The 19,743-nt window shown below is 72.9% G+C and carries 17 protein-coding genes; 13 read left to right on the forward strand and 4 right to left on the reverse strand.

The features are described 5' to 3' along the window. Positions 1-189: 189 nt before the first annotated feature. The 3 genes from ACFTZA_RS04185 to ACFTZA_RS04195 are packed head-to-tail and all read left to right on the forward strand — an operon-like array spanning position 190 to position 1,943. Positions 190-657: a MarR family winged helix-turn-helix transcriptional regulator gene (locus ACFTZA_RS04185; RefSeq protein WP_378191087.1), complete on the forward strand. Its 468-nt coding sequence runs from the start codon at positions 190-192 to the stop codon at positions 655-657. Between the two features lie 48 nt (positions 658-705). Then, a complete protein-coding gene (gene coaE / locus ACFTZA_RS04190; protein ID WP_378191089.1) occupies positions 706-1,329 on the forward strand; it encodes a dephospho-CoA kinase in 624 nt (207 codons plus the stop codon). After that, on the forward strand, positions 1,326-1,943 hold the full coding sequence (locus ACFTZA_RS04195) for a pyroglutamyl-peptidase I (RefSeq protein WP_378191091.1): 618 nt from the start codon (positions 1,326-1,328) through the stop codon (positions 1,941-1,943). Before coaE ends, ACFTZA_RS04195 begins: the two co-directional genes overlap by 4 nt. A gap of 7 nt (positions 1,944-1,950) precedes the next feature. On the opposite strand, the gene ACFTZA_RS04200 is transcribed toward ACFTZA_RS04195, so the two are convergent. After that, entirely contained in the window at positions 1,951-3,447 is a 1,497-nt protein-coding gene (locus ACFTZA_RS04200) for a choice-of-anchor A family protein (RefSeq protein WP_378191093.1), read from the reverse strand. Between the two features lie 236 nt (positions 3,448-3,683). Between ACFTZA_RS04200 and uvrB the strand changes: the two genes are divergently transcribed. From uvrB to ACFTZA_RS04220, 4 genes are all read left to right on the forward strand, one after another. Beyond that, positions 3,684-5,792, forward strand: coding sequence for an excinuclease ABC subunit UvrB (gene uvrB, locus ACFTZA_RS04205; protein ID WP_378191095.1), 2,109 nt, complete (start codon positions 3,684-3,686; stop codon positions 5,790-5,792). Between the two features lie 37 nt (positions 5,793-5,829). Then, complete coding sequence (locus ACFTZA_RS04210) at positions 5,830-6,126, forward strand: VOC family protein (RefSeq protein WP_378191097.1); 297 nt, start codon at positions 5,830-5,832, stop codon at positions 6,124-6,126. Between the two features lie 270 nt (positions 6,127-6,396). Continuing rightward, positions 6,397-7,422, forward strand: coding sequence for a TerC family protein (locus ACFTZA_RS04215; protein WP_378191099.1), 1,026 nt, complete (start codon positions 6,397-6,399; stop codon positions 7,420-7,422). Next, positions 7,419-8,441 (forward strand): TerC family protein, encoded by a 1,023-nt coding sequence (locus ACFTZA_RS04220; protein ID WP_378191101.1) that lies wholly within the window; start codon positions 7,419-7,421, stop codon positions 8,439-8,441. The genes ACFTZA_RS04215 and ACFTZA_RS04220 overlap by 4 nt, the downstream gene beginning before the upstream one ends. Positions 8,442-8,450: 9 nt before the next feature. On the opposite strand, the gene ACFTZA_RS04225 is transcribed toward ACFTZA_RS04220, so the two are convergent. Beyond that, complete coding sequence (locus tag ACFTZA_RS04225; protein ID WP_378191103.1) at positions 8,451-8,750, reverse strand: YciI family protein; 300 nt, start codon at positions 8,748-8,750, stop codon at positions 8,451-8,453. Positions 8,751-8,781: 31 nt separating this feature from the next. After that, positions 8,782-9,489, reverse strand: coding sequence for an MBL fold metallo-hydrolase (locus ACFTZA_RS04230; protein ID WP_378191105.1), 708 nt, complete (start codon positions 9,487-9,489; stop codon positions 8,782-8,784). Positions 9,490-9,605: 116 nt separating this feature from the next. On the opposite strand from ACFTZA_RS04230, the gene uvrA reads away from it, so the two are divergent. Beyond that, the gene (gene uvrA / locus ACFTZA_RS04235; protein WP_378191107.1) at positions 9,606-12,602 is read left to right on the forward strand and encodes an excinuclease ABC subunit UvrA; all 2,997 of its coding nucleotides are present in this window, start codon (positions 9,606-9,608) and stop codon (positions 12,600-12,602) included. A 3-nt stretch (positions 12,603-12,605) separates the two neighbouring features. Here the strand turns inward: uvrA and ACFTZA_RS04240 are convergent, their stop codons facing one another. After that, positions 12,606-13,091 (reverse strand): OsmC family protein, encoded by a 486-nt coding sequence (locus tag ACFTZA_RS04240; protein ID WP_378191109.1) that lies wholly within the window; start codon positions 13,089-13,091, stop codon positions 12,606-12,608. 99 nt (positions 13,092-13,190) lie between these two features. On the opposite strand from ACFTZA_RS04240, the gene uvrC reads away from it, so the two are divergent. From uvrC to gap, 5 genes are all read left to right on the forward strand, one after another. Then, positions 13,191-15,266: an excinuclease ABC subunit UvrC gene (gene uvrC / locus ACFTZA_RS04245; protein WP_378191111.1), complete on the forward strand. Its 2,076-nt coding sequence runs from the start codon at positions 13,191-13,193 to the stop codon at positions 15,264-15,266. A 20-nt stretch (positions 15,267-15,286) separates the two neighbouring features. Continuing rightward, positions 15,287-16,225, forward strand: a complete 939-nt coding sequence (gene rapZ / locus ACFTZA_RS04250; protein WP_378191113.1) for an RNase adapter RapZ — start codon at positions 15,287-15,289, stop codon at positions 16,223-16,225. 8 nt (positions 16,226-16,233) lie between these two features. Continuing rightward, positions 16,234-17,199 carry a uridine diphosphate-N-acetylglucosamine-binding protein YvcK gene (yvcK, locus tag ACFTZA_RS04255; protein ID WP_378191115.1) on the forward strand — a complete coding sequence of 322 codons (966 nt, stop codon included), beginning with the start codon at positions 16,234-16,236 and terminating at the stop codon, positions 17,197-17,199. Positions 17,200-17,292: 93 nt separating this feature from the next. After that, the gene (whiA, locus tag ACFTZA_RS04260) at positions 17,293-18,273 is read left to right on the forward strand and encodes a DNA-binding protein WhiA (RefSeq protein ID WP_378191117.1); all 981 of its coding nucleotides are present in this window, start codon (positions 17,293-17,295) and stop codon (positions 18,271-18,273) included. Positions 18,274-18,638: 365 nt separating this feature from the next. After that, on the forward strand, positions 18,639-19,643 hold the full coding sequence (gene gap / locus ACFTZA_RS04265) for a type I glyceraldehyde-3-phosphate dehydrogenase (RefSeq protein ID WP_378191119.1): 1,005 nt from the start codon (positions 18,639-18,641) through the stop codon (positions 19,641-19,643). The last annotated feature ends 100 nt before the right edge of the window (positions 19,644-19,743 follow it).

Consider the following 19,743-nt stretch of genomic DNA (forward strand, 5'->3'; position numbering starts at 1 on the left):
GGGAAGGACGAGGGGAACGTCATGGGGCCTCCCGGGGGGTGGGGAGCGCTCGTCGTCCGCGGGGACCGGGGTGGGCCGGCGGGCGGGGGCACCTCGTGGGGGCGGGCGCCGCTCGCGCGAAAGCGATGGTGAGTCTAACTCACTAATGCGGTAGGCACAAGGCGCGGTGCGCGCGAGTACGCTCGCCCCGTGACCGACCAGAGCCCGCCCGAGCCGGTGCCCGCGCCCTCGGACGACGAGGCGGGGGAGTTCCTGTCGCTCCTGCACACCGCGCTGCACGCGGTCCGGCGCGAGGCCGGCTCGCGGCTCGAACCCGTCGGCACGACGCCCGGACAGTTCCGCATGCTCCGGTTCCTCGCGCGCTGCGAGACGCCCTGCCGCCTCGGTGCCGTCGCGACCGCGCTCGACGTCGCCCCGCGCTCGGTGACCTCCAAGGTCGACGACGCGGAGGCGGCCGGGCTGGTGCGCCGCATCCCCGACCCCGACGACCGGCGCGCGACCCTCGTCGAGCTCACCGCCCGCGGGCGCGAGACCGTCGAGCGTGTCGGCGCGGTGCGCTCCTCCAGCGCAGGTTCCCTGCTCGCCCGCCTCGGCGACGCCGACCGCCGTGAGCTGCTCCGCCTCCTGCGGGTCCTCGCCGGCGAGCCGTCGGCCTGACGCGCTCCCGCACGTCGTGCGCGGCGTCGCCCTGGCAGGATGGGGCGCATGTTCCGTATCGGTCTGACCGGAGGCATCGCGGCAGGCAAGTCCGTCGCCCTCGCACGACTCGCCGAGCGGGGAGCCGTCGCCATCGACTACGACGTCCTGTCGCGGGAGGCGGTCGCGCCGGGCTCGGTCGGCCTCGACGAGGTCGTCGAGTCGTTCGGCACCGGTGTCCTCGCGCCCGACGGGTCCCTGGACCGGCAGGCCCTGGGAGCGATCGTCTTCGCGGACGACGCCGCGCGCGAGCGGCTCAACGCCGTCGTCCACCCCGAGGTGCGACGTCTCGCCGCCGAGCGGGAGGCCGCGGCCGCCGCCGCCGACCCGCGGGCCGTCGTCGTGCACGACGTCCCGCTCCTCGTGGAGACCGGCGACCCGGCGCGGTTCCACCTCGTGGTGGTCGTCCACGCCCCGGTCGAGCTGCGCACGCGTCGGCTCACCGAGCGCGGCCTGTCCTCGGAGGAGGCCGCCGCACGCATCGCCGCCCAGGCCGACGACGACGCCCGTCTCGCGGCCGCCGACGTGACCCTCGACGGCGCGGGGAGCGCCGACGCGCTGCGGGAGCAGGTCGACGCGCTGTGGGAGAAGGTCTCCACGGAGCTCGACGAGGAGAGCGAGGACGAGGCGTGACGGTCGTCGTCAGCGGGTTCGAGCCGTTCGGCGGCGACGAGACCAACCCGTCGTGGGACACCGCGCAGGCGCTCGCAGCGCGCGCGGACGAGCTCGTCGGGCAGGACGTCGTCGCGGTGCGCCTGCCCGTCACGTTCGACGGCGCCTGGCCCGTCCTCGCGGACGCGATCCGCGAGCACGCGCCCACCGTGGTCGTGGCGCTCGGCCTCGCGGGGGGCTCGCGCGGCGTGCGGCTCGAGCGCATCGCGATCGACGTCGTCGACGCACGGATCCCGGACAACGCCGGGGCGGCCCCGGTCGACCAGCCCGTCGTCGACGGCGGCCCGGCCGCGTACTGGTCGGGGCTGCCCCTCAAGGGCGCGCTCGCCGCGCTGCGTGCCGAGGGCATCCCGGCGGAGGTCTCCAACACCGCCGGGACGTACGTGTGCAACGCGACGTTCTACCAGCTCATGCACCACGCCCGGTCCGTGCCGGGGATGCGGGCGGGCTTCGTCCACGTCCCCGCCGTGGACGTCCTGCCGGTCGACACCCAGGTGCGGGCCGTCGCGACGGTGGTCCGGGCGGCGCTCTCGGGCGAGCCCGAGCCGGTGATCGCGGCCGGCGCCGAGGCCTGACCTCTGCTCAGCGTGCCGTCGCGCGTCGACGGGAGCGCACCGTGAGCAGCGTCGCCGTCCCGGCGGCGAGCAGGAGCGCCGCGACGGCCGCGGGGAGTGCTGCCGACGCGCCGGTCGCGACGAGCTCGTCCCCGCCCTGCGCGCCCGAGGCGGACACCGCGGCGTCGGCGGCGGCGATCAGCGCCGCGCCGGCCGGGAGGGGGAGCGGCGCAGGGGAGGCCGACGTGTCGGGAGCCGCACCGGGCACCGGGGCCTGCTCCGGGGCGTGGTCGTCGGCACCCTGCTCGCCGGGCCCGACGTCGGTCGTGCCGTCCGTGTCGTCGGTGACGGGAGGGTCGGCCGGGACGGCGGGGTCCGGCGCGTCCGGCTCCGGGGCTTCGGGCGCGGGGGCCGGTGCGCAGTCGACGCCCTCCGCGCCGACCCACGGGTAGTTGTGGTGCTCCAGGCCGGGCGCGCCGCCGACGACGAGGTCGCCGCCGACCCACAGGCGTCCGTTCGTGTGGGTGCGCTGCCGGACGACCGAGCCCTCGCGCGGGACCAGCACGCTGCCCACGAGCTGGCTCGTCGTCGTGCCGTCGCCGAGGTCGACGCTCGTGGCGTCCGCGAAGTTCCACAGGACTCGCGTGGCAGCGGGCCCGAGCGACGCGCCGCTGGGGTCGTCGACGCGCGCGGGCAGCGTGCCGACGGCGGTGTGCAGCACGCCGTAGTCCACGTCGGTGCCCGAGACGTCGACGACGACGGGCGAGCTCCCCGTGCCGACGTACAGCAGCGTGCGGGCGACGGCGAGGTCCTCGGCCCGGACGTCGAACACGTGGACCTCGGCAGGGCCGGAGGCCGTGAGGGTGAGGAGGTCGCCGGCGAGCGTGGTGGTCCCCGTCGCGGGCTGCGCGGCGAGGTCCGCGGCGAGCGGGGCGAGCGCGTCGCGCATCGGGCGCAGGAGGTCGGCGACGTCGGCCCCCTGGTGGGGCAGGAGCGCCCCTCCGTTCGTCTCGAAGGCGGAGCTGGGCCGGATCTCCCCGCCCGCGACCACGTCGCCGCCGGACGCGTCGGCGCCGACGATCCCGTGGCCGACGTCCACGGTGGAGCCCGTCGCGTCGATCGTCCCGCCGGCCACGAGCATCGCCGTGCCCGCGGGCGGGACGATCTGCGAGCCGCCTCCGGCGCGGCCCACGTTGAGGAGGTCGTCCGTCGCGACGCGGACGTCGCCGACCACGGCCAGGACGCCCTCCGACTCCTTCGCGCCGGCCCGCGCGGTGTACGAGCCGCCGACGAGCACCGCGACGCCGGTGTCGGTGGCGAGCGGTTCGCCGGTCGACAGGGCCGCGGGTGCGCCGGCGGTGCAGATGACCGTGCCGTCCGCACGCAGGGGCGCGGCGGTCGCGGACGCGCCGAGCGCCGTCACGGCGAGACCCGACGCGACGAGCGCGCCCGCGACGACGGGCAGGACGACGGGCAGGGAGGCGGCGAGGCGGTGCGCGCGACGGCGTGCGCGGGCACGAGGCATGCAGGGCTCCAGTACGGCCGGGACGACGGTGGTCGTCCACCGCCTGCGTCGGCCGCCCCCTCGGCCGCGGCGCGTCGCGCCGCACGACGACGTTAGGCGCTCGCCGGGCCGGCGTACAGCGCAGGGGCGGGTGATCTTGGACGACCGTCCAACTGCACCGTGCGGCGTCTGACGTGCCCGGCGCCCGCGGCGTCCTCCGCGGCGCGCGTGTGGGTGCCGGGTCGTACCGTGGTCGCATGCGTCCTGTGACCGACCTGCAGCGCGCCGCGGCGCCGTTCGAGGTGATCTCCGAGTTCCAGCCCTCCGGCGACCAGCCGACGGCGATCGCGGACCTGACGCGCCGCGTGCGGGCGGGGGAGAAGGACGTCGTGCTGCTCGGCGCGACGGGCACGGGCAAGTCCGCGACGACGGCGTGGACCATCGAGCAGCTCCAGCGGCCGACGCTCGTCATGGCGCCGAACAAGACCCTCGCCGCGCAGCTCGCCACCGAGTTCCGCGAGCTGCTGCCGAACAACGCCGTCGAGTACTTCGTCTCGTACTACGACTACTACCAGCCCGAGGCGTACATCGCGCAGACGGACACCTACATCGAGAAGGACTCGTCGATCAACGACGAGGTCGAGCGGCTGCGGCACTCGGCCACGAGCTCGCTGCTCACGCGTCGCGACGTGGTCGTCGTCGCCTCCGTGTCGTGCATCTACGGCCTGGGCACCCCGCAGGAGTACGTCGACCGCATGGTGCGGCTCGACGTCGGCATGCAGGTCGAGCGCGACGACCTGCTGCGGCAGTTCGTCACCATGCAGTACTCGCGCAACGACATGGCCTTCACGCGCGGCACGTTCCGCGTCCGCGGCGACACGGTCGAGATCATCCCGGTCTACGAGGAGCTCGCGATCCGCATCGAGTTCTTCGGCGACGAGATCGAGGCGATCCAGACGCTGCACCCGCTCACGGGCGACGTCGTGCGGTCGGAGCAGTACGTGCACCTGTTCCCGGCGACGCACTACGTCGCCGGCCCGGAGCGCATGGAGCGGGCGATCACGTCCATCGAGTCGGAGCTCGCGGAGCGGCTCGCCGAGCTCGAGGCGCAGAACAAGCTGCTGGAGGCGCAGCGGCTGCGCATGCGGACCACGTACGACATCGAGATGATGCGCCAGATCGGCACGTGCTCCGGCATCGAGAACTACTCGCGCCACATCGACGGCCGCGCGTCGGGCACCGCGCCGAACACGCTGCTCGACTACTTCCCCGAGGACTTCCTGCTCGTTATCGACGAGTCGCACGTCACCGTGCCGCAGATCGGCGCGATGTTCGAGGGCGACATGTCGCGCAAGCGCAGCCTCGTCGACCACGGCTTCCGGCTCCCGAGCGCGATGGACAACCGTCCGCTGCGCTGGGAGGAGTTCGTCGAGCGCATCGGGCAGACCGTGTACCTCTCGGCGACGCCGGGGTCCTACGAGCTGTCGATGTCCGACGGCGTGGTCGAGCAGATCATCCGACCCACCGGCCTGGTGGACCCGGAGGTCGTGGTCAAGCCGACCACCGGGCAGATCGACGACCTGCTCCACGAGATCCGCGAGCGCGTCGAACGGGACGAGCGGGTGCTCGTCACCACGCTGACGAAGAAGATGGCCGAGGACCTCACGGACTACCTGCTCGAGAAGGACGTCCGGGTGCGCTACCTGCACTCCGAGGTCGACACGCTGCGGCGCGTGGAGCTGCTGCGCGAGCTGCGCCTGGGCCAGTACGACGTGCTCGTCGGCATCAACCTCCTGCGCGAGGGCCTCGACCTGCCGGAGGTCTCGCTCGTGGCGATCCTCGACGCCGACAAGGAGGGCTTCCTGCGCTCGCCCAGGTCGCTCATCCAGACGATCGGCCGCGCGGCGCGCAACGTGTCCGGCCAGGTCCACATGTACGCCGACAAGATGACGCCCGCGATGAAGGAGGCGATCGAGGAGACGGAGCGCCGCCGCGAGAAGCAGATCGCGTACAACCGCGAGCGCGGTGTGGACCCGACGCCGCTGCGCAAGCGGATCTCCGACGTCACGGACATGCTGGCACGGGAGGACATCGACACGGCCGAGCTCCTCGCGGGCGGCTACCGGCAGTCCGGCAAGGGCCCGAAGGGCAAGGCTCCGGTCCCCGGCGGGCCCAAGGAGGGTGCGGCCACGGGCAGCCGGCTGGCGGGTGCGGCGGCGAGCGACCTCGCGGACCTGATCCAGGAGCTGAGCGACCAGATGCACGCGGCCGCGGCGGAGCTGCAGTTCGAGCTCGCGGCGCGGCTGCGCGACGAGATCGGCGGGCTCAAGAAGGAGCTGCGGCAGATGCACGCGGCGACGGCGTGACCGGCGTCGGCAGACGGTGAGACGGTCGTGGCGACGGGTGTGTCTGCCTCCGGAGCGGTTCGGCGACCACTACGCGCTCGTGGATCCGGACGGTGTCGGTCCGCGCCTCTGGTTCCAGCGGGTGCCCGAGCGCAAGACCGCGAAGAACCGCGTCCACCTCGACGTCGACGTCGGCGCGGGATCCGCTGACGCGCACGAGCGGGCCGCGCGCATCCGTGGGCACGCGCGTCACCTGGTGTCGTGCGGTGGCACCGTCCAGCGTGAGGTCGAGGAGGACGGCGAGTACTCGATCGTCATGCTCGACCCCGAGGGCAACGAGTTCTGCCTCCAGTGAACGGGGTGTGCGGCGCCCGGCGCGACGGCGAGGTCGAGGCTCCACCGTGCCGACCACGCGCCGCGGGCGGGCGACGCATGGCCTATGCTGGCACCTCGTTGAAGGGGAGTATTCCTCCGCGGTGACGTCGTCATCACGGCCGGCGCAGTCGTCGGTCCGGTGTCACCGGTCCCGCAACCACCAGCCCGCGTCCCGTGCGGGTGCGCGTGGCGGTGCGTGGCGGAAGAGACCTTCGGTACCCGAACACACCTACGTACCGGAGGTCTCTGCATGGACGTCCCCATCTGGGTCTGGGCCATCACCGTCGCCGCCATCGTCGCGATGCTCGCGGTGGACTACGTCGGGCACGTGCGCACCCCGCACGCGCCGAGCCTGCGCGAGGCGACACGCTGGTCGATCGCCTACGTCGCCATCGCCGTCCTGTTCGGCGGCGTCGTGTGGGCGGTGTGGGGAGGCACGTACGGCGGGGAGTACTTCGCCGGGTACATCACCGAGAAGAGCCTCTCGGTCGACAACCTCTTCGTCTTCGTCCTCATCATGACGAGCTTCCGCGTGCCGCGGGACTACCAGCAGAAGGTGCTGCTCATCGGCATCACCGTGGCGCTGATCCTGCGCACGATCTTCATCTTCCTGGGCGCCGCGATCATCGAGAACTGGGCCTGGGTGTTCTACATCTTCGGCGCGTTCCTCATCTGGACCGCGATCTCTCAGGCCCGCGCCGGCACCTCCCACGACGAGGAGTTCCACGAGAACGGCGTGCTGCGCCTGACGCGCCGCCTGTTCCCGACGACCGAGACGTACGTCGAGGACAAGCTCACCACGAAGATCGACGGCCGCCGGTTCATCACGCCGATGCTCATCGTCATGGTGGCGATCGGCAGCGCGGACCTGCTGTTCGCGGTCGACTCGATCCCCGCGATCTTCGGCCTCACGCAGGAGACGTACCTCGTGTTCACCGCGAACGCGTTCTCGCTGCTCGGCCTGCGCCAGCTCTACTTCCTCATCGACGGCCTCCTCGACCGGCTCGTGTACCTCAACTACGGCCTCGCGGCGATCCTCGGGTTCATCGGCGTCAAGCTGGTCATCCACGCGCTGCACGAGAACACCGTCCCGTTCATCAACGGGGGCGAGCACGTGACGGCCATCCCGGAGATCTCGACGCCCGTCTCGCTGAGCTTCATCGTGGTCGTGCTCACCATCACCACCGTCGCGAGCCTCGTCGCGGACCGCCGGCGCCGCGCCCTCGTCGCGACCGAGGACCAGCGCGAGCACCCGAGCCCGGAACGCGCCGAGTGACCCACGAGCTGCCGCTCTGGTTCGAGTGGGCGTCGCTCACGGCGCTGGGGGTGCTGCTGCTCGTCGACCTGTTCGTCGTCGGGCGGCGGCCCCACGTCCCCTCGGTGCGCGAGAGCGCGCTGTGGGTCGGCTTCTACGTCGCGCTCGCGCTCGTCTTCGGGGCGATCGTGGCGGCGGTCGGCGGCGGCGCGCCCGCGGGCGAGTTCTACGCGGGCTGGCTCACCGAGTACAGCCTCTCGGTGGACAACCTCTTCGTGTTCGTCCTCATCATGGCGCGGTTCGCCGTGCCGCGGGCGCAGCAGCAGCGGGTGCTCATGGTGGGCATCATCGTGGCGCTCGTCCTCCGCGGCGCCTTCATCCTCGCCGGCGCCGCGGTGCTCGAGCAGTTCGTGTGGGTGTTCTACCTGTTCGGCGCGTTCCTCGTGTACACCGCGGTCAAGCTCGTCGTCGGTGGCGACGAGCCCGAGGAGTACCGGGAGAACCGCGCCGTCCGCCTCCTGCGCCGGGTCCTGCCCATCGGCACGCGGTACGACGCCGGTCGGGTGCGCACCGTGGAGGACGGCCGCCGGGTCTTCACGCCGCTCGTCGTCGTGTTCCTCGCGATCGGCAGCACGGACCTGCTCTTCGCGTTCGACTCGATCCCGGCGATCTTCGGCCTCACGCAGGACCCGTTCATCGTGTTCACGACCAACGTCTTCGCGCTCATGGGCCTGCGCCAGCTGTACTTCCTGCTCGGCGGCCTGCTCGAACGGCTGGTCTACCTGCCGATCGGTCTCGCGGTGATCCTCGGCTTCATCGGCGTCAAGCTCGTCCTCGAAGCGCTGCACGAGAACACGGTGCCGTTCATCAACGGCGGCCAGCACGTCGAGGCCGTGCCCACGGTGCCGATCTGGCTCTCGCTCGTCGTGATCGTCGGGGCGCTGGCCGTGACGACGGTGGCGAGCCTCCTGCAGACGCGCGCCCTGCGGGCCGCGGAGGGCGCGGACGTCGTCACGGCCGGCACGCGCGACGAGGGCTGAACCGGGCGCTCAGGCGCGGTCGGCCCAGTCGCCGATCACGGGCGACCAGGGACGCACCGTCCGCTCGGCCACGAGGCCGGCACGGACGAACGGGTCGGCGTCGAGCACGCGGCCGACGTCGTCGGGCGACGCGGCCTCGAGGACCAGGAGCGCCCCCGCCCGCGCGTCGGCCGTGGCAGGCAGCGGGCCGGACGCGCGCAGCGTCCCGTCCTCGTGCAGGGCGCGCAGGAACGCACGGTGCTCGGGTCGCAGCGCGTCGAGATCGGCGGGACGGTCGGCGTACACATAGGTCACGGCGTGGAACGGCATGACGCCATCCAAGCAGGCCGACGGCGACCGGTCACCAGCGCCGGGCGCGCCAGGCGGGCAGGTGCGGTCGTTCGGCCCCCAGGGTCGTGTCGGCGCCGTGGCCCGGGTAGACCCGGGTGTCGTCGTCGAACCGCGCGAAGACCCGCTCGGTCACGTCGTCGAGAAGGCTCGCGAACCGCGCGGCGTCGTGGTCGGTGCTGCCGAGGCCACCCGGGAAGAGCGAGTCGCCCGTGAACAGGTGGACGCGCCCCGGGTTCGCCCCCGGCTCGTCGACACGGTCAGGCTCGCGGTAGGCGAGGGCGACCGAGCCGGCCGTGTGACCGCGCAGCGCCACGACCTCCAACCGGACGTCGCCGACGGCGAGGGTGTCGCCGTGGACGAGCGCACGGTCGACGCGCACGCCGGTGGCCGACGTCACCGCCGCGGCGTCGTCCGCACCGACGGCGACCGCGGCGCCGGTCGCCGAGACGACCTCGGCGAGCGCGCCGACGTGGTCGGCGTGCCGGTGCGTGGTGACGACGGTCACGAGTGCGCCCTCGGGACTGCCGGACCTCACGAGCTCGAGGAGGCGCCCGGCCTCGGCCGCGGCGTCCACGAGCAGCCGGTCGCCGGTACGGCGGCACGTGAGCAGGTAGGCGTCGTTGGCCATCGGCCCGACCGCGAGCTTGCGGATCTCCAGGGCGTCGAGGACGCGCACGTGCGCCGGCCCGCCGACGACGACCTCCCCCGTGTACGTCATGGCGCCAGTGTGCCCCAGGCGCCGGATGTGGACGAGGCCGCCCCGGGACGTGAGGGAACGGGGGAGGGGCGTCGAACACGTGTGCGAGCGTCGGTGGCCGGACGTACGATTCTTCGGTGAGCAATCGCCTCGTCATCTCCGGTGCCCGCGAGCACAACCTGCGCGACGTCGAGCTCGACCTCCCGCGCGACCAGCTCATCGTCTTCACCGGCCTGTCGGGGTCGGGCAAGTCGTCCCTGGCGTTCGACACGATCTTCGCGGAGGGCCAGCGGCGCTACGTGGAGTCGCTGTCCGCGTACGCGCGCCAGTTCCTCGGGCAGATGGACAAGCCCGACGTCGACTTCATCGAGGGCCTGTCGCCGGCCGTCTCGATCGACCAGAAGTCCACGAACCGCAACCCGCGCTCGACCGTCGGCACCATCACCGAGGTCTACGACTACCTGCGCCTGCTGTTCTCCCGGGCCGGCACCCAGCACTGCCCGGTGTGCGGCGAGCGTGTGACGGCGCAGACCCCGCAGCAGATCGTCGACCGCCTCCTCGAGCTGCCCGAGGGCACGCGCTACCAGGTTCTCGCACCCGTGGTGCGCGGCCGCAAGGGCGAGTACTCCGAGCTGTTCAAGGAGCTCCAGGCCAAGGGATTCGCGCGCGCCCGCGTCGACGGCGAGGTGCGCACCCTCACGGACCCGCCGGTCCTGGAGAAGAAGCTCAAGCACGACATCGAGGTCGTCATCGACCGGCTGGTCGCGCGCGAGGGCGTGCAGCGCCGGCTCACGGACTCGGTGGAGACGGCGCTCGGGCTCGCCGGGGGACTGGTCGTCGTCGAGCTCGTGGACGCCGACGCGGACGACCCGGCGCGCGAGCGCCGCTTCTCCGAGAAGCGGGCCTGCCCGAACGACCACGAGCTCGCGCTCGACGAGATCGAGCCGCGCACGTTCTCCTTCAACGCGCCGTACGGCGCGTGCCCGGAGTGCACCGGCATCGGCTTCCGCCTCGAGGTCGACCCGGACCTCGTCATCCCGGATGACGAGAAGTCGCTGCGCGAGGGCGCCGTCGCGCCGTGGGCGCAGGTCTCGTCGGAGTACTTCGAGCGCGTGCTCACGGCGCTCGCGGACGACCTCGGTTTCTCCATGGACACGCCGTGGCGGGCGCTGCCCGAGCGGGCGAAGAAGGCCGTGCTGCACGGCCAGAACCACCAGGTGCACGTGCGGTACAAGAACCGCTGGGGGCGCGAGCGGCAGTACTCGACGGGGTTCGAGGGCGTCATGACGTTCCTCGAGCGGCGGCACTCCGAGACCGAGTCCGAGTGGTCGAAGGAGAAGTACGAGGCCTTCATGCGCGAGGTGCCGTGCCCCGTGTGCAAGGGTGCGCGGCTCAAGCCCGAGGTGCTCGCCGTCAAGGTGGGCGACCGGTCGATCTGGGACGTGTGCCGCCTGCCGCTGCGCGAGGCCGCCGAGTTCCTCGGGTCGCTCGAGCTCGGTCAGCGGGAGCGGGCCATCGCGGCCGAGGTGCTCAAGGAGATCGACGCGCGCCTCGGGTTCCTGCTCGACGTCGGCCTCGACTACCTCTCGCTGGAGCGCCCCGCCGCGACGCTGTCCGGCGGTGAGGCGCAGCGCATCCGGCTCGCGACGCAGATCGGCTCCGGGCTGGTCGGGGTGCTGTACGTCCTCGACGAGCCGAGCATCGGCCTGCACCAGCGCGACAACCGCCGCCTCATCGACACGCTGACCCGGCTGCGCGACCTCGGCAACACGCTCATCGTCGTCGAGCACGACGAGGACACCATCCGCACCGCGGACTGGATCGTCGACATCGGCCCGGGCGCCGGCGAGCACGGCGGGCGCGTGGTGCACTCCGGCGACTACGCCGGGCTGCTCGAGGCGCCGGAGTCGGTGACCGGTGCGTACCTGTCCGGACGCCGCAGCATCCCGCTGCCCGGGCACCGCCGCCCGACGGACCCCGACCGCCAGGTCACCGTCGTCGGCGCGCGGGAGCACAACCTGACCGGCATCGACGTCAGCTTCCCGCTCGGCACGTTCACGGCCGTCACCGGTGTGTCGGGCTCGGGCAAGTCGACGCTCGTCAACTCGATCCTCTACACCGTCATGGCGAACGAGCTCAACGGCGCGCGCCAGGTGGCGGGGCGGCACACGCGCGTCACCGGGCTCGACCAGCTCGACAAGGTGGTCCACGTCGACCAGGGCCCGATCGGGCGCACGCCGCGCTCGAACCCGGCGACCTACACGGGCGTCTGGGACCACGTGCGCAAGCTCTTCGCCGAGACCACCGAGGCCAAGGTGCGCGGCTACACGCCCGGCCGGTTCTCGTTCAACGTCAAGGGCGGCCGCTGCGAGGCGTGCTCGGGCGACGGCACGCTCAAGATCGAGATGAACTTCCTGCCCGACGTCTACGTGCCCTGCGAGGTGTGCCACGGCGCGCGGTACAACCGCGAGACGCTCGAGGTTCACTTCAAGGGCAAGACGGTGGCGGACGTCCTCGACATGCCGATCGAGGAGGCCGCGGAGTTCTTCGCCGCGGTCCCCGCGATCTCGCGCCACCTCAAGACGCTCGTCGAGGTGGGGCTCGGGTACGTGCGCCTCGGGCAGCCGGCTCCCACCCTCTCGGGTGGGGAGGCGCAGCGCGTCAAGCTCGCGAGCGAGCTCCAGAAGCGCTCGACCGGGCGCACGATCTACGTCCTCGACGAGCCGACCACGGGCCTGCACTTCGAGGACATCCGCAAGCTCCTCGGGGTGCTGCAGTCCCTGGTCGACAAGGGCAACACCGTCCTGGTCATCGAGCACAACCTCGACGTCATCAAGAGCGCCGACTGGGTCGTCGACATGGGCCCCGAGGGCGGGTCCGGTGGAGGGAAGGTCGTCGCGCAGGGCACGCCGGAGAAGGTCGCGCGCGTCGAGGCCAGCCACACGGGCCGGTTCCTCGCCGAGATCCTCGACCAGCACCCGCCGGTTCCCGTCGCGCCGGCGGGTCCCGGTCCGAGCCCGGAGAAGGACGCCGCGCCCGCGGCGAAGTCCCGGGGGCGCTCGGCGAAGGCGCGTCGCGCGGCGGACGAGAGCGGCGGAGGCCGCGCTCCGCGGCGCAAGGCGTCCGCCGCCTGATCGTCAGGCGGCGGCGCGCCGCGCCGGCGCGGGCTCGACGAGCACCCGGAAGTTCACCGAGCGCGCGAGGAAGCAGTGGTCGTGCGCCCGGCGGTGCAGGACGGCGAGCGACTCCTCGTCGGTGCCGGGTCCGTCGTCGAGCACGACGCGCGGGTGCAGCGTCACGTCCGTGAACTGCCCCTCGCCGCCCGACTCCACGCGCATCGACCCGGTGACGTCGTCGACGTACTCGCGCACGACGACCCCCGCCGCCGACGCGAGGTGGAGGAACCAGAGCATGTGGCACTGCGAGATGCTCACGACGAACAGCTCCTCCGGGGAGTAGCGCGCCGGGTCGCCCCGGAACGCGGGGTCCGCCGAGCCGGGCAGGGGCGGGCGCCCGGCGAGCAGGACGTCGTGGTCGCGGCTGTACGCGGTGTACGACGTGGTCCCCGTCGCGCCGGCGCCCGTCCAGCGGACCGTCGCCGTGTACCCGTGCTGTGCGCTCATGCCCGTCACCCTAACGGGCGGTGACCGTCGTCACACCGCCCGTCCCGACCCCTCCCGCACCGGCCGTCGCCGTCGGTGCGCTGACCTAGGCTGGAGACCATGGCAGACCCCGCGACGTACCGCCCTGCGCCGGGGGAGATCCCCACCTCGCCGGGCGTCTACCGGTTCCGGGACGAGCACGGCCGCGTGGTGTACGTCGGCAAGGCGAAGAACCTGCGCGCACGCCTGTCGAGCTACTTCCAGGACATCGCGAACCTGCACCACCGCACGCAGACGATGGTGACCACGGCCGCGTCGGTGGAGTGGACCGTCGTCGGTACCGAGGTCGAGGCGCTCGCGCTCGAGTACACGTGGATCAAGGAGTTCGACCCGCGGTTCAACGTCAAGTACCGCGACGACAAGTCGTACCCGTTCCTCGCCGTGACGATGGGCGACGAGTTCCCGCGCGCCCAGGTCATGCGCGGCGCGAAGCGCCCCGGCACGCGGTACTTCGGCCCGTACGGGCACGCGTGGGCGATCCGCGAGACGCTCGACCTGCTCCTGCGCGTGTTCCCGGTGCGCACCTGCTCCGCCGGGGTGTTCAAGCGTGCCCGGCAGACCGACCGCCCCTGCCTGCTCGGGTACATCGACAAGTGCTCCGCGCCGTGCGTCGGGCGCATCTCTCCCGAGGACCACCGCGCGCTCGCGGAGGACTTCTGCGACTTCATGGCCGGCGACACCCAGCGGTTCGTCAAGCGGCTCGAGCGCAAGATGCAGGAGGCGGCGGCCGCGATGGAGTACGAGCTCGCCGCCCGCCTGCGCGACGACATCGGCGCCCTGCAGCGCGCCACGGAGAAGAACGCCGTCGTGCTCGGCGACGGCACGGACGCGGACGTGTTCGCGCTCGCGGGCGACGAGCTCGAGGCCGCCGTCCAGGTGTTCCACGTGCGCGGCGGCCGGATCCGCGGCCAGCGGGGCTGGATCGTCGAGAAGGTCGAGGACGTCACGGACGCCGAGCTCGTCGAGCACCTCCTGCAGCAGGTGTACGGCGCGGCGGAGGAGGCCGCGGCGCTCGACGCCACCACGGGGGCCGGCGCCCGCGGCGGGACGCGCGACGTCGTGCCCCGCGAGGTCCTCGTCCCCGTGCTGCCGCCCGACCCCGAGCAGGTCACCACGTGGCTGACCGGCGTGCGCGGTGCGCGGGTCGACGTCCGCGTCCCGCAGCGCGGCGACAAGAAGGAGCTCGCGGCGACCGTGCGGGCCAACGCCGAGCACGCGCTCGCGCTGCACCGCACACGCCGCGCCGGCGACCTCACGACGCGCAGCCAGGCGCTGCGCGAGATCCAGGAGGCCCTCGACCTCGACACGGCGCCGCTGCGCATCGAGTGCTACGACGTCTCGCACAACCAGGGCACGTTCCAGGTCGCCTCCATGGTCGTGTTCGAGGACGGACTGGCGCGCAAGAGCGAGTACCGCCACTTCACCGTCCGAGGTCCGGACGGCGAGGGCGCGCGCGACGACACCGCGGCGATGCACGAGGTGATCACGCGCCGGTTCAAGCGGTACCTCGCAGACCGGTCGCGGCTCGGCGGCCTCGAGGTGGACCTCGAGGCGGACGAGGCCGTGGGATCGGCACCCGACCGCGCCGGCGAGCACGCGGACGCCGAGGCGCAGCGGGCCGGCTACGTCCCGCGCTCCGGCGAGGTCGACCAGGACGCCCCCGCCGACCGGCGCGCACGCTTCGCGTACCCGCCGAACCTCGTCGTGGTCGACGGCGGACCGCCCCAGGTCGCGGCCGCCGCCCGGGCGCTCGCGGAGCTCGGCATCGACGACGTGGCGCTGTGCGGCCTCGCGAAGCGCCTCGAGGAGGTCTGGCTGCCCGGCGAGGACTACCCCGTCATCCTCCAGCGCTCCTCGGAGGGGTTGTACCTGCTGCAGCGCGTGCGCGACGAGGCGCACCGGTTCGCGATCAGCCAGCACCGCAAGAAGCGCAGCAAGGGCATGACGGCCTCCGCGCTCGACGGCGTGCCGGGGCTGGGACCCGCGCGCAAGACCGCGCTGCTCAAGCACTTCGGCTCGCTCAAGCGCCTGCGCGCGGCCAGCGTCGAGGAGATCGCGACCGTGCCGGGCATGGGCGCCCGCACGGCGGAGGCCGTCGTCGCCGCGCTCGGCGAGGGCAGCACCGCCACGTCGTGATCGGCTGGCATGCTGGAGCCATGAGACCGGAACCCTCCCCGACCACGGTCCCCAGCGGCATCCCCGCCATCGAGGCGGCCACCCAGGCACCCGAGCGCCGCGAGGCGGAGGTGCTCATCATCACCGGCATGTCGGGCGCGGGGCGGTCGCGCGCCGCGGCCGTCCTCGAGGACCTCGACTGGTACGTCGTCGACAACCTGCCGCCGCGCATGATCGTCCCGCTCGTCGACCTCATGACCCGCTCCGGCTCGACGCTCGAGCGCATCGCCGCGGTGGTCGACGTCCGCGGCCGCGAGTTCTTCCAGGACCTCGTCGAGGTGCTCGACCACCTGCGCCAGAGCGGCGTCTTCTACCGCATCCTGTTCCTCGACGCGTCCGACGAGGTGCTCGTGCGGCGGTACGAGCAGGTGCGGCGCCCGCACCCGCTGCAGGGCGAGGGGCGCATCCTCGACGGGCTCGCCGAGGAACGCCGTCTGCTCGCGAGCCTCGAGGAGCGGGCCGACGTGGTCATCGACACGTCCGAGCTCAACGTGCACGACCTCGCGCGCGAGGTGCGCTCCGCCGTCGCCGAGGGCACGCCCGACACGCTGCGCATCAACGTCGTGTCCTTCGGCTTCAAGTACGGGCTGCCGCTCGACGCCGACCACGTGGTCGACGTGCGGTTCCTCGCGAACCCGTACTGGATCACCGAGCTGCGCCACCTCACGGGCCGTGACGCCCCGGTGCGCGACTACGTCCTGGCGCGGCCGGGGGCGGTGGAGTTCGTCGACCGGTACGTGCACGCCCTCGAGCCGGTCCTCGCGGGCTACCTGGGCGAGGAGAAGCGGTACGTGACGATCGCGGTCGGCTGCACCGGGGGCAAGCACCGCTCGGTCGCGATCAGCGAGGCGATCGCCGCGCGGCTGCGCGGGCGCGGGCAGCGGGTGACGGTCACCGCGCGCGACCTGGGCAAGGAGTGACGCACGCCGTGGCGGCGAGGACGTCCCCGGCGGTCGTCGCGCTCGGCGGCGGGCACGGCCTGTCCGCGAGCCTGTCGGCGCTGCGTCTCATGTCGGACCGGCTCACCGCCGTCGTCACGGTGGCCGACGACGGCGGCTCCTCCGGGCGGCTGCGCTCCGAGCTCGGGGTGCTGCCACCGGGAGACCTGCGGATGGCGCTCGCGGCGCTGTGCGACGACTCCGAGTGGGGACGCACGTGGAGCTCTCTCCTGCAGCACCGGTTCACGTCCGAGGGCGACCTCGACAACCACGCCGTGGGCAACCTCCTCATCGTCGCGCTGTGGGAGCTGCTGGACGACCCGGTCGCCGGTCTCGACTGGGTGGGGCGGCTCCTCGGCGCGCGCGGACGGGTGCTGCCCATGGCGGCGGTGCCGCTCGAGATCGAGGCGGACGTGCGCACCGGTGACGCGCTCGAGACCGTCGTCGGCCAGAGCCGGGTCGCCGTCACCCACGGCCGGATCGAGCAGCTGCGGCTCGTGCCCTCCGACCCGCCGGCGTGCCCGGAGGCGGTCGCCGCCGTCGAGGCCGCGGACTGGGTGGTGCTCGGCCCCGGGTCGTGGTTCTCGTCCGTCATGCCGCACCTGCTCGTGCCCGAGCTGGCGCACGCGCTCCACGAGACGCCGGCGCGCCGCTGCGTGACCCTCAACCTGTCGAGCGACACGGGGGAGACGTACGGCCTCTCGGCGACCGACCACCTCGAGGCGCTGCACAAGCACGCGCCCGGCCTGCGGATCGACGCGGTCGTCGCGGACCCCTCGGCCGTCGAGGACACCGACCAGCTCGCCCGGACGGCTGCGACGATGGGCGCGCGGCTCCTGCTGCGCCAGGTGCGCCTCGGCGACGGCACGCCCCGGCACGACGCGCTGCGGCTCGCCGCCGCCTACCGTGACGTGTTCGACGACTTCCTCGGCGACGTCGGCACCCTCGCGCGCTGAGCAGCGCGGACGTGCCCGGGGACGCACGCCCGCCCGGCTCGGGGGCCCGCGCGACGGCCGCCCGCGCCCGGGATCGATGGCAGGATGTCGCCCATGGCGCTCACGGCACAGGTGAAGGACGAGCTGGCACGGCTGCGGGTGGACAAGACCTCGTGCCGCAAGGCGGAGGTCTCGGCCATGCTCCGCTTCTCCGGCGGTCTGCACCTCATCTCGGGCCGTGTCGTCATCGAGGCCGAGCTCGACACCGCGATCGCCGCCCGCCGGCTCCGCGAGACGATCGCCGACGTCTACGGGCACTCCAGCGAGCTGATCGTCGTCTCGGCGGGCGGGCTGCGCAAGGGCAGCCGCTACGTGGTGCGCGTCGTGCGCGACGGCGAGTCGCTCGCACGCCAGACCGGGCTGCTCGACCAGCGCGGACGCCCTGTGCGCGGGCTGCCGCCGCAGGTCGTCTCGGGCGGGCTGGAGGAGGCGGAGGCCGCCTGGCGCGGTGCCTTCCTCGCGCACGGGTCGCTGACGGAGCCGGGGCGCTCGTCGGCCCTCGAGGTGACGTGCCCGGGGCCGGAGGCGGCGCTCGCGCTCGTCGGTGCGGCGCGGCGGCTGGGCATCTCCGCGAAGTCGCGCGAGGTGCGCGGGATCGACCGCGTGGTGATCCGCGACGGCGACGCCATCAGCGCGCTGCTCGTGCGCATCGGCGCGCACGAGGCCGTCCTCGTGTGGGAGGAGCGCCGCACGCGTCGTGAGGTGCGCGGGACGGCGAACCGCCTGGCGAACTTCGACGACGCCAACCTGCGCCGCTCGGCCCGGGCCGCGGTCGCGGCCGGCGCGCGCGTCGAGCGCGCCTTCGAGATCCTCGGCGCCGACCTGCCCGACCACCTGCGGGAGGCCGGTGAGCTTCGCCTCGCGCACAAGCAGGCCTCGCTCGAGGAGCTGGGCCAGCTCGCGGACCCGCCGCTGACCAAGGACGCCGTCGCGGGCCGCATCCGGCGGCTGCTGTCGACGGCGGACAAGCGCGCCGCGGAGCTCGGCATCCCCGACACCGAGGCGGGTCTGAGCCCCGAGCTGCTCGACCTCTGAGCCGAGCCCCTGCCGACGGGCCCGCACCGCGTCCTGCGCGTGCGGGCGCCCGCCGGCGTGCGACGGTAGAGGTCGCGCGTGCGCGGGACCATGGTCCCGAGGCGTGGGATCCAGGTCACACGATGGCGAGGTGTTGGTATAGGCTCGGGAGGGTCAGGTGACGACGACGTGCTCCTTCGCTGACACCCCTCGTGGGCGTGCTCGGCCCCGGCAGTCGCCGTGGCGGTGCTCGCGCGCAGGTGGAGCGGAGCCGGCAGGTCCGGCAGCGGGCACGGGCGTGATCACCACCTGCGTACGCCGTCGTACGTGATCGTTCGGCATCAACCGTGTGCGTCGGGCAACCGGCGCGCCCTGAGGAGGGCATTGTGACCATCCGCGTCGGTATCAACGGCTTCGGTCGGATCGGACGGAACTTCTACCGCGCCATCGTGGAGTCGGGCGCAGACGTCGAGATCGTGGGGGTCAACGACCTCACCGACAACAAGACGCTCTCGCACCTGCTGAAGTACGACACCGTCCTCGGCCGCTTCCCGCTGAGCGTGGACTTCGACGACGACAACATCATCGTGGACGGCAAGAAGATCCGGGCCCTCGCGGAGCGCGACCCCGCGAACCTGCCCTGGGGCGAGCTCGGCGCCGACATCGTCATCGAGTCGACCGGCTTCTTCACCGACGCGACCAAGGCCAAGGCGCACATCGACGCCGGCGCCAAGAAGGTCATCATCTCGGCCCCCGCGAAGAACGAGGACGCGACGTTCGTCGTCGGCGTGAACTCGGACCAGTACGACCCGGCGTCGCACCACATCATCTCGAACGCGTCGTGCACCACGAACTGCCTCGCCCCGCTCGCGAAGGCGCTCAACGACTCGATCGGCATCGAGCGTGGCCTCATGACCACGATCCACGCCTACACGGGTGACCAGAACCTGCAGGACGGCCCGCACCGCGACCTCCGTCGTGCCCGCGCCGCCGCGCAGAACATCGTGCCGACCTCGACGGGTGCCGCCAAGGCCGTCTCCCTCGTGCTCCCCGAGCTCAAGGGCAAGCTCGACGGCTTCGCGCTGCGCGTGCCGGTCATCACCGGCTCGGCCACGGACCTCACGTTCACCGCCTCCAAGGAGGTCACGGTCGAGGAGGTCAACGCCGCGGTCAAGGCTGCCGCCGAGGGCCCACTCAAGGGCGTCCTGTCCTACGTCGAGGACGAGATCGTGTCGAGCGACATCGTCACCGACCCCCACCAGAGCATCTTCGACTCGAAGCTCACCAAGGTGATCGGCGACCAGGTCAAGGTCGTCTCCTGGTACGACAACGAGTGGGGCTACTCCAACAGCCTCGTCGCGCTGACCCAGCTGGTCGGCGACAAGCTCTGACCCTGCCGCTCCCGTAGCGCCAGCCCTGAGCAGCACCTTGCGTCCGCGTGCGCGTCCCGGCCACGGCCGGTGACGCGCACGCGGACGTCCTCATGTGCCG

This window comes from Cellulosimicrobium sp. NPDC057127, from assembly GCF_042670945.1.
Taxonomy (GTDB): domain Bacteria; phylum Actinomycetota; class Actinomycetes; order Actinomycetales; family Cellulomonadaceae; genus Cellulosimicrobium.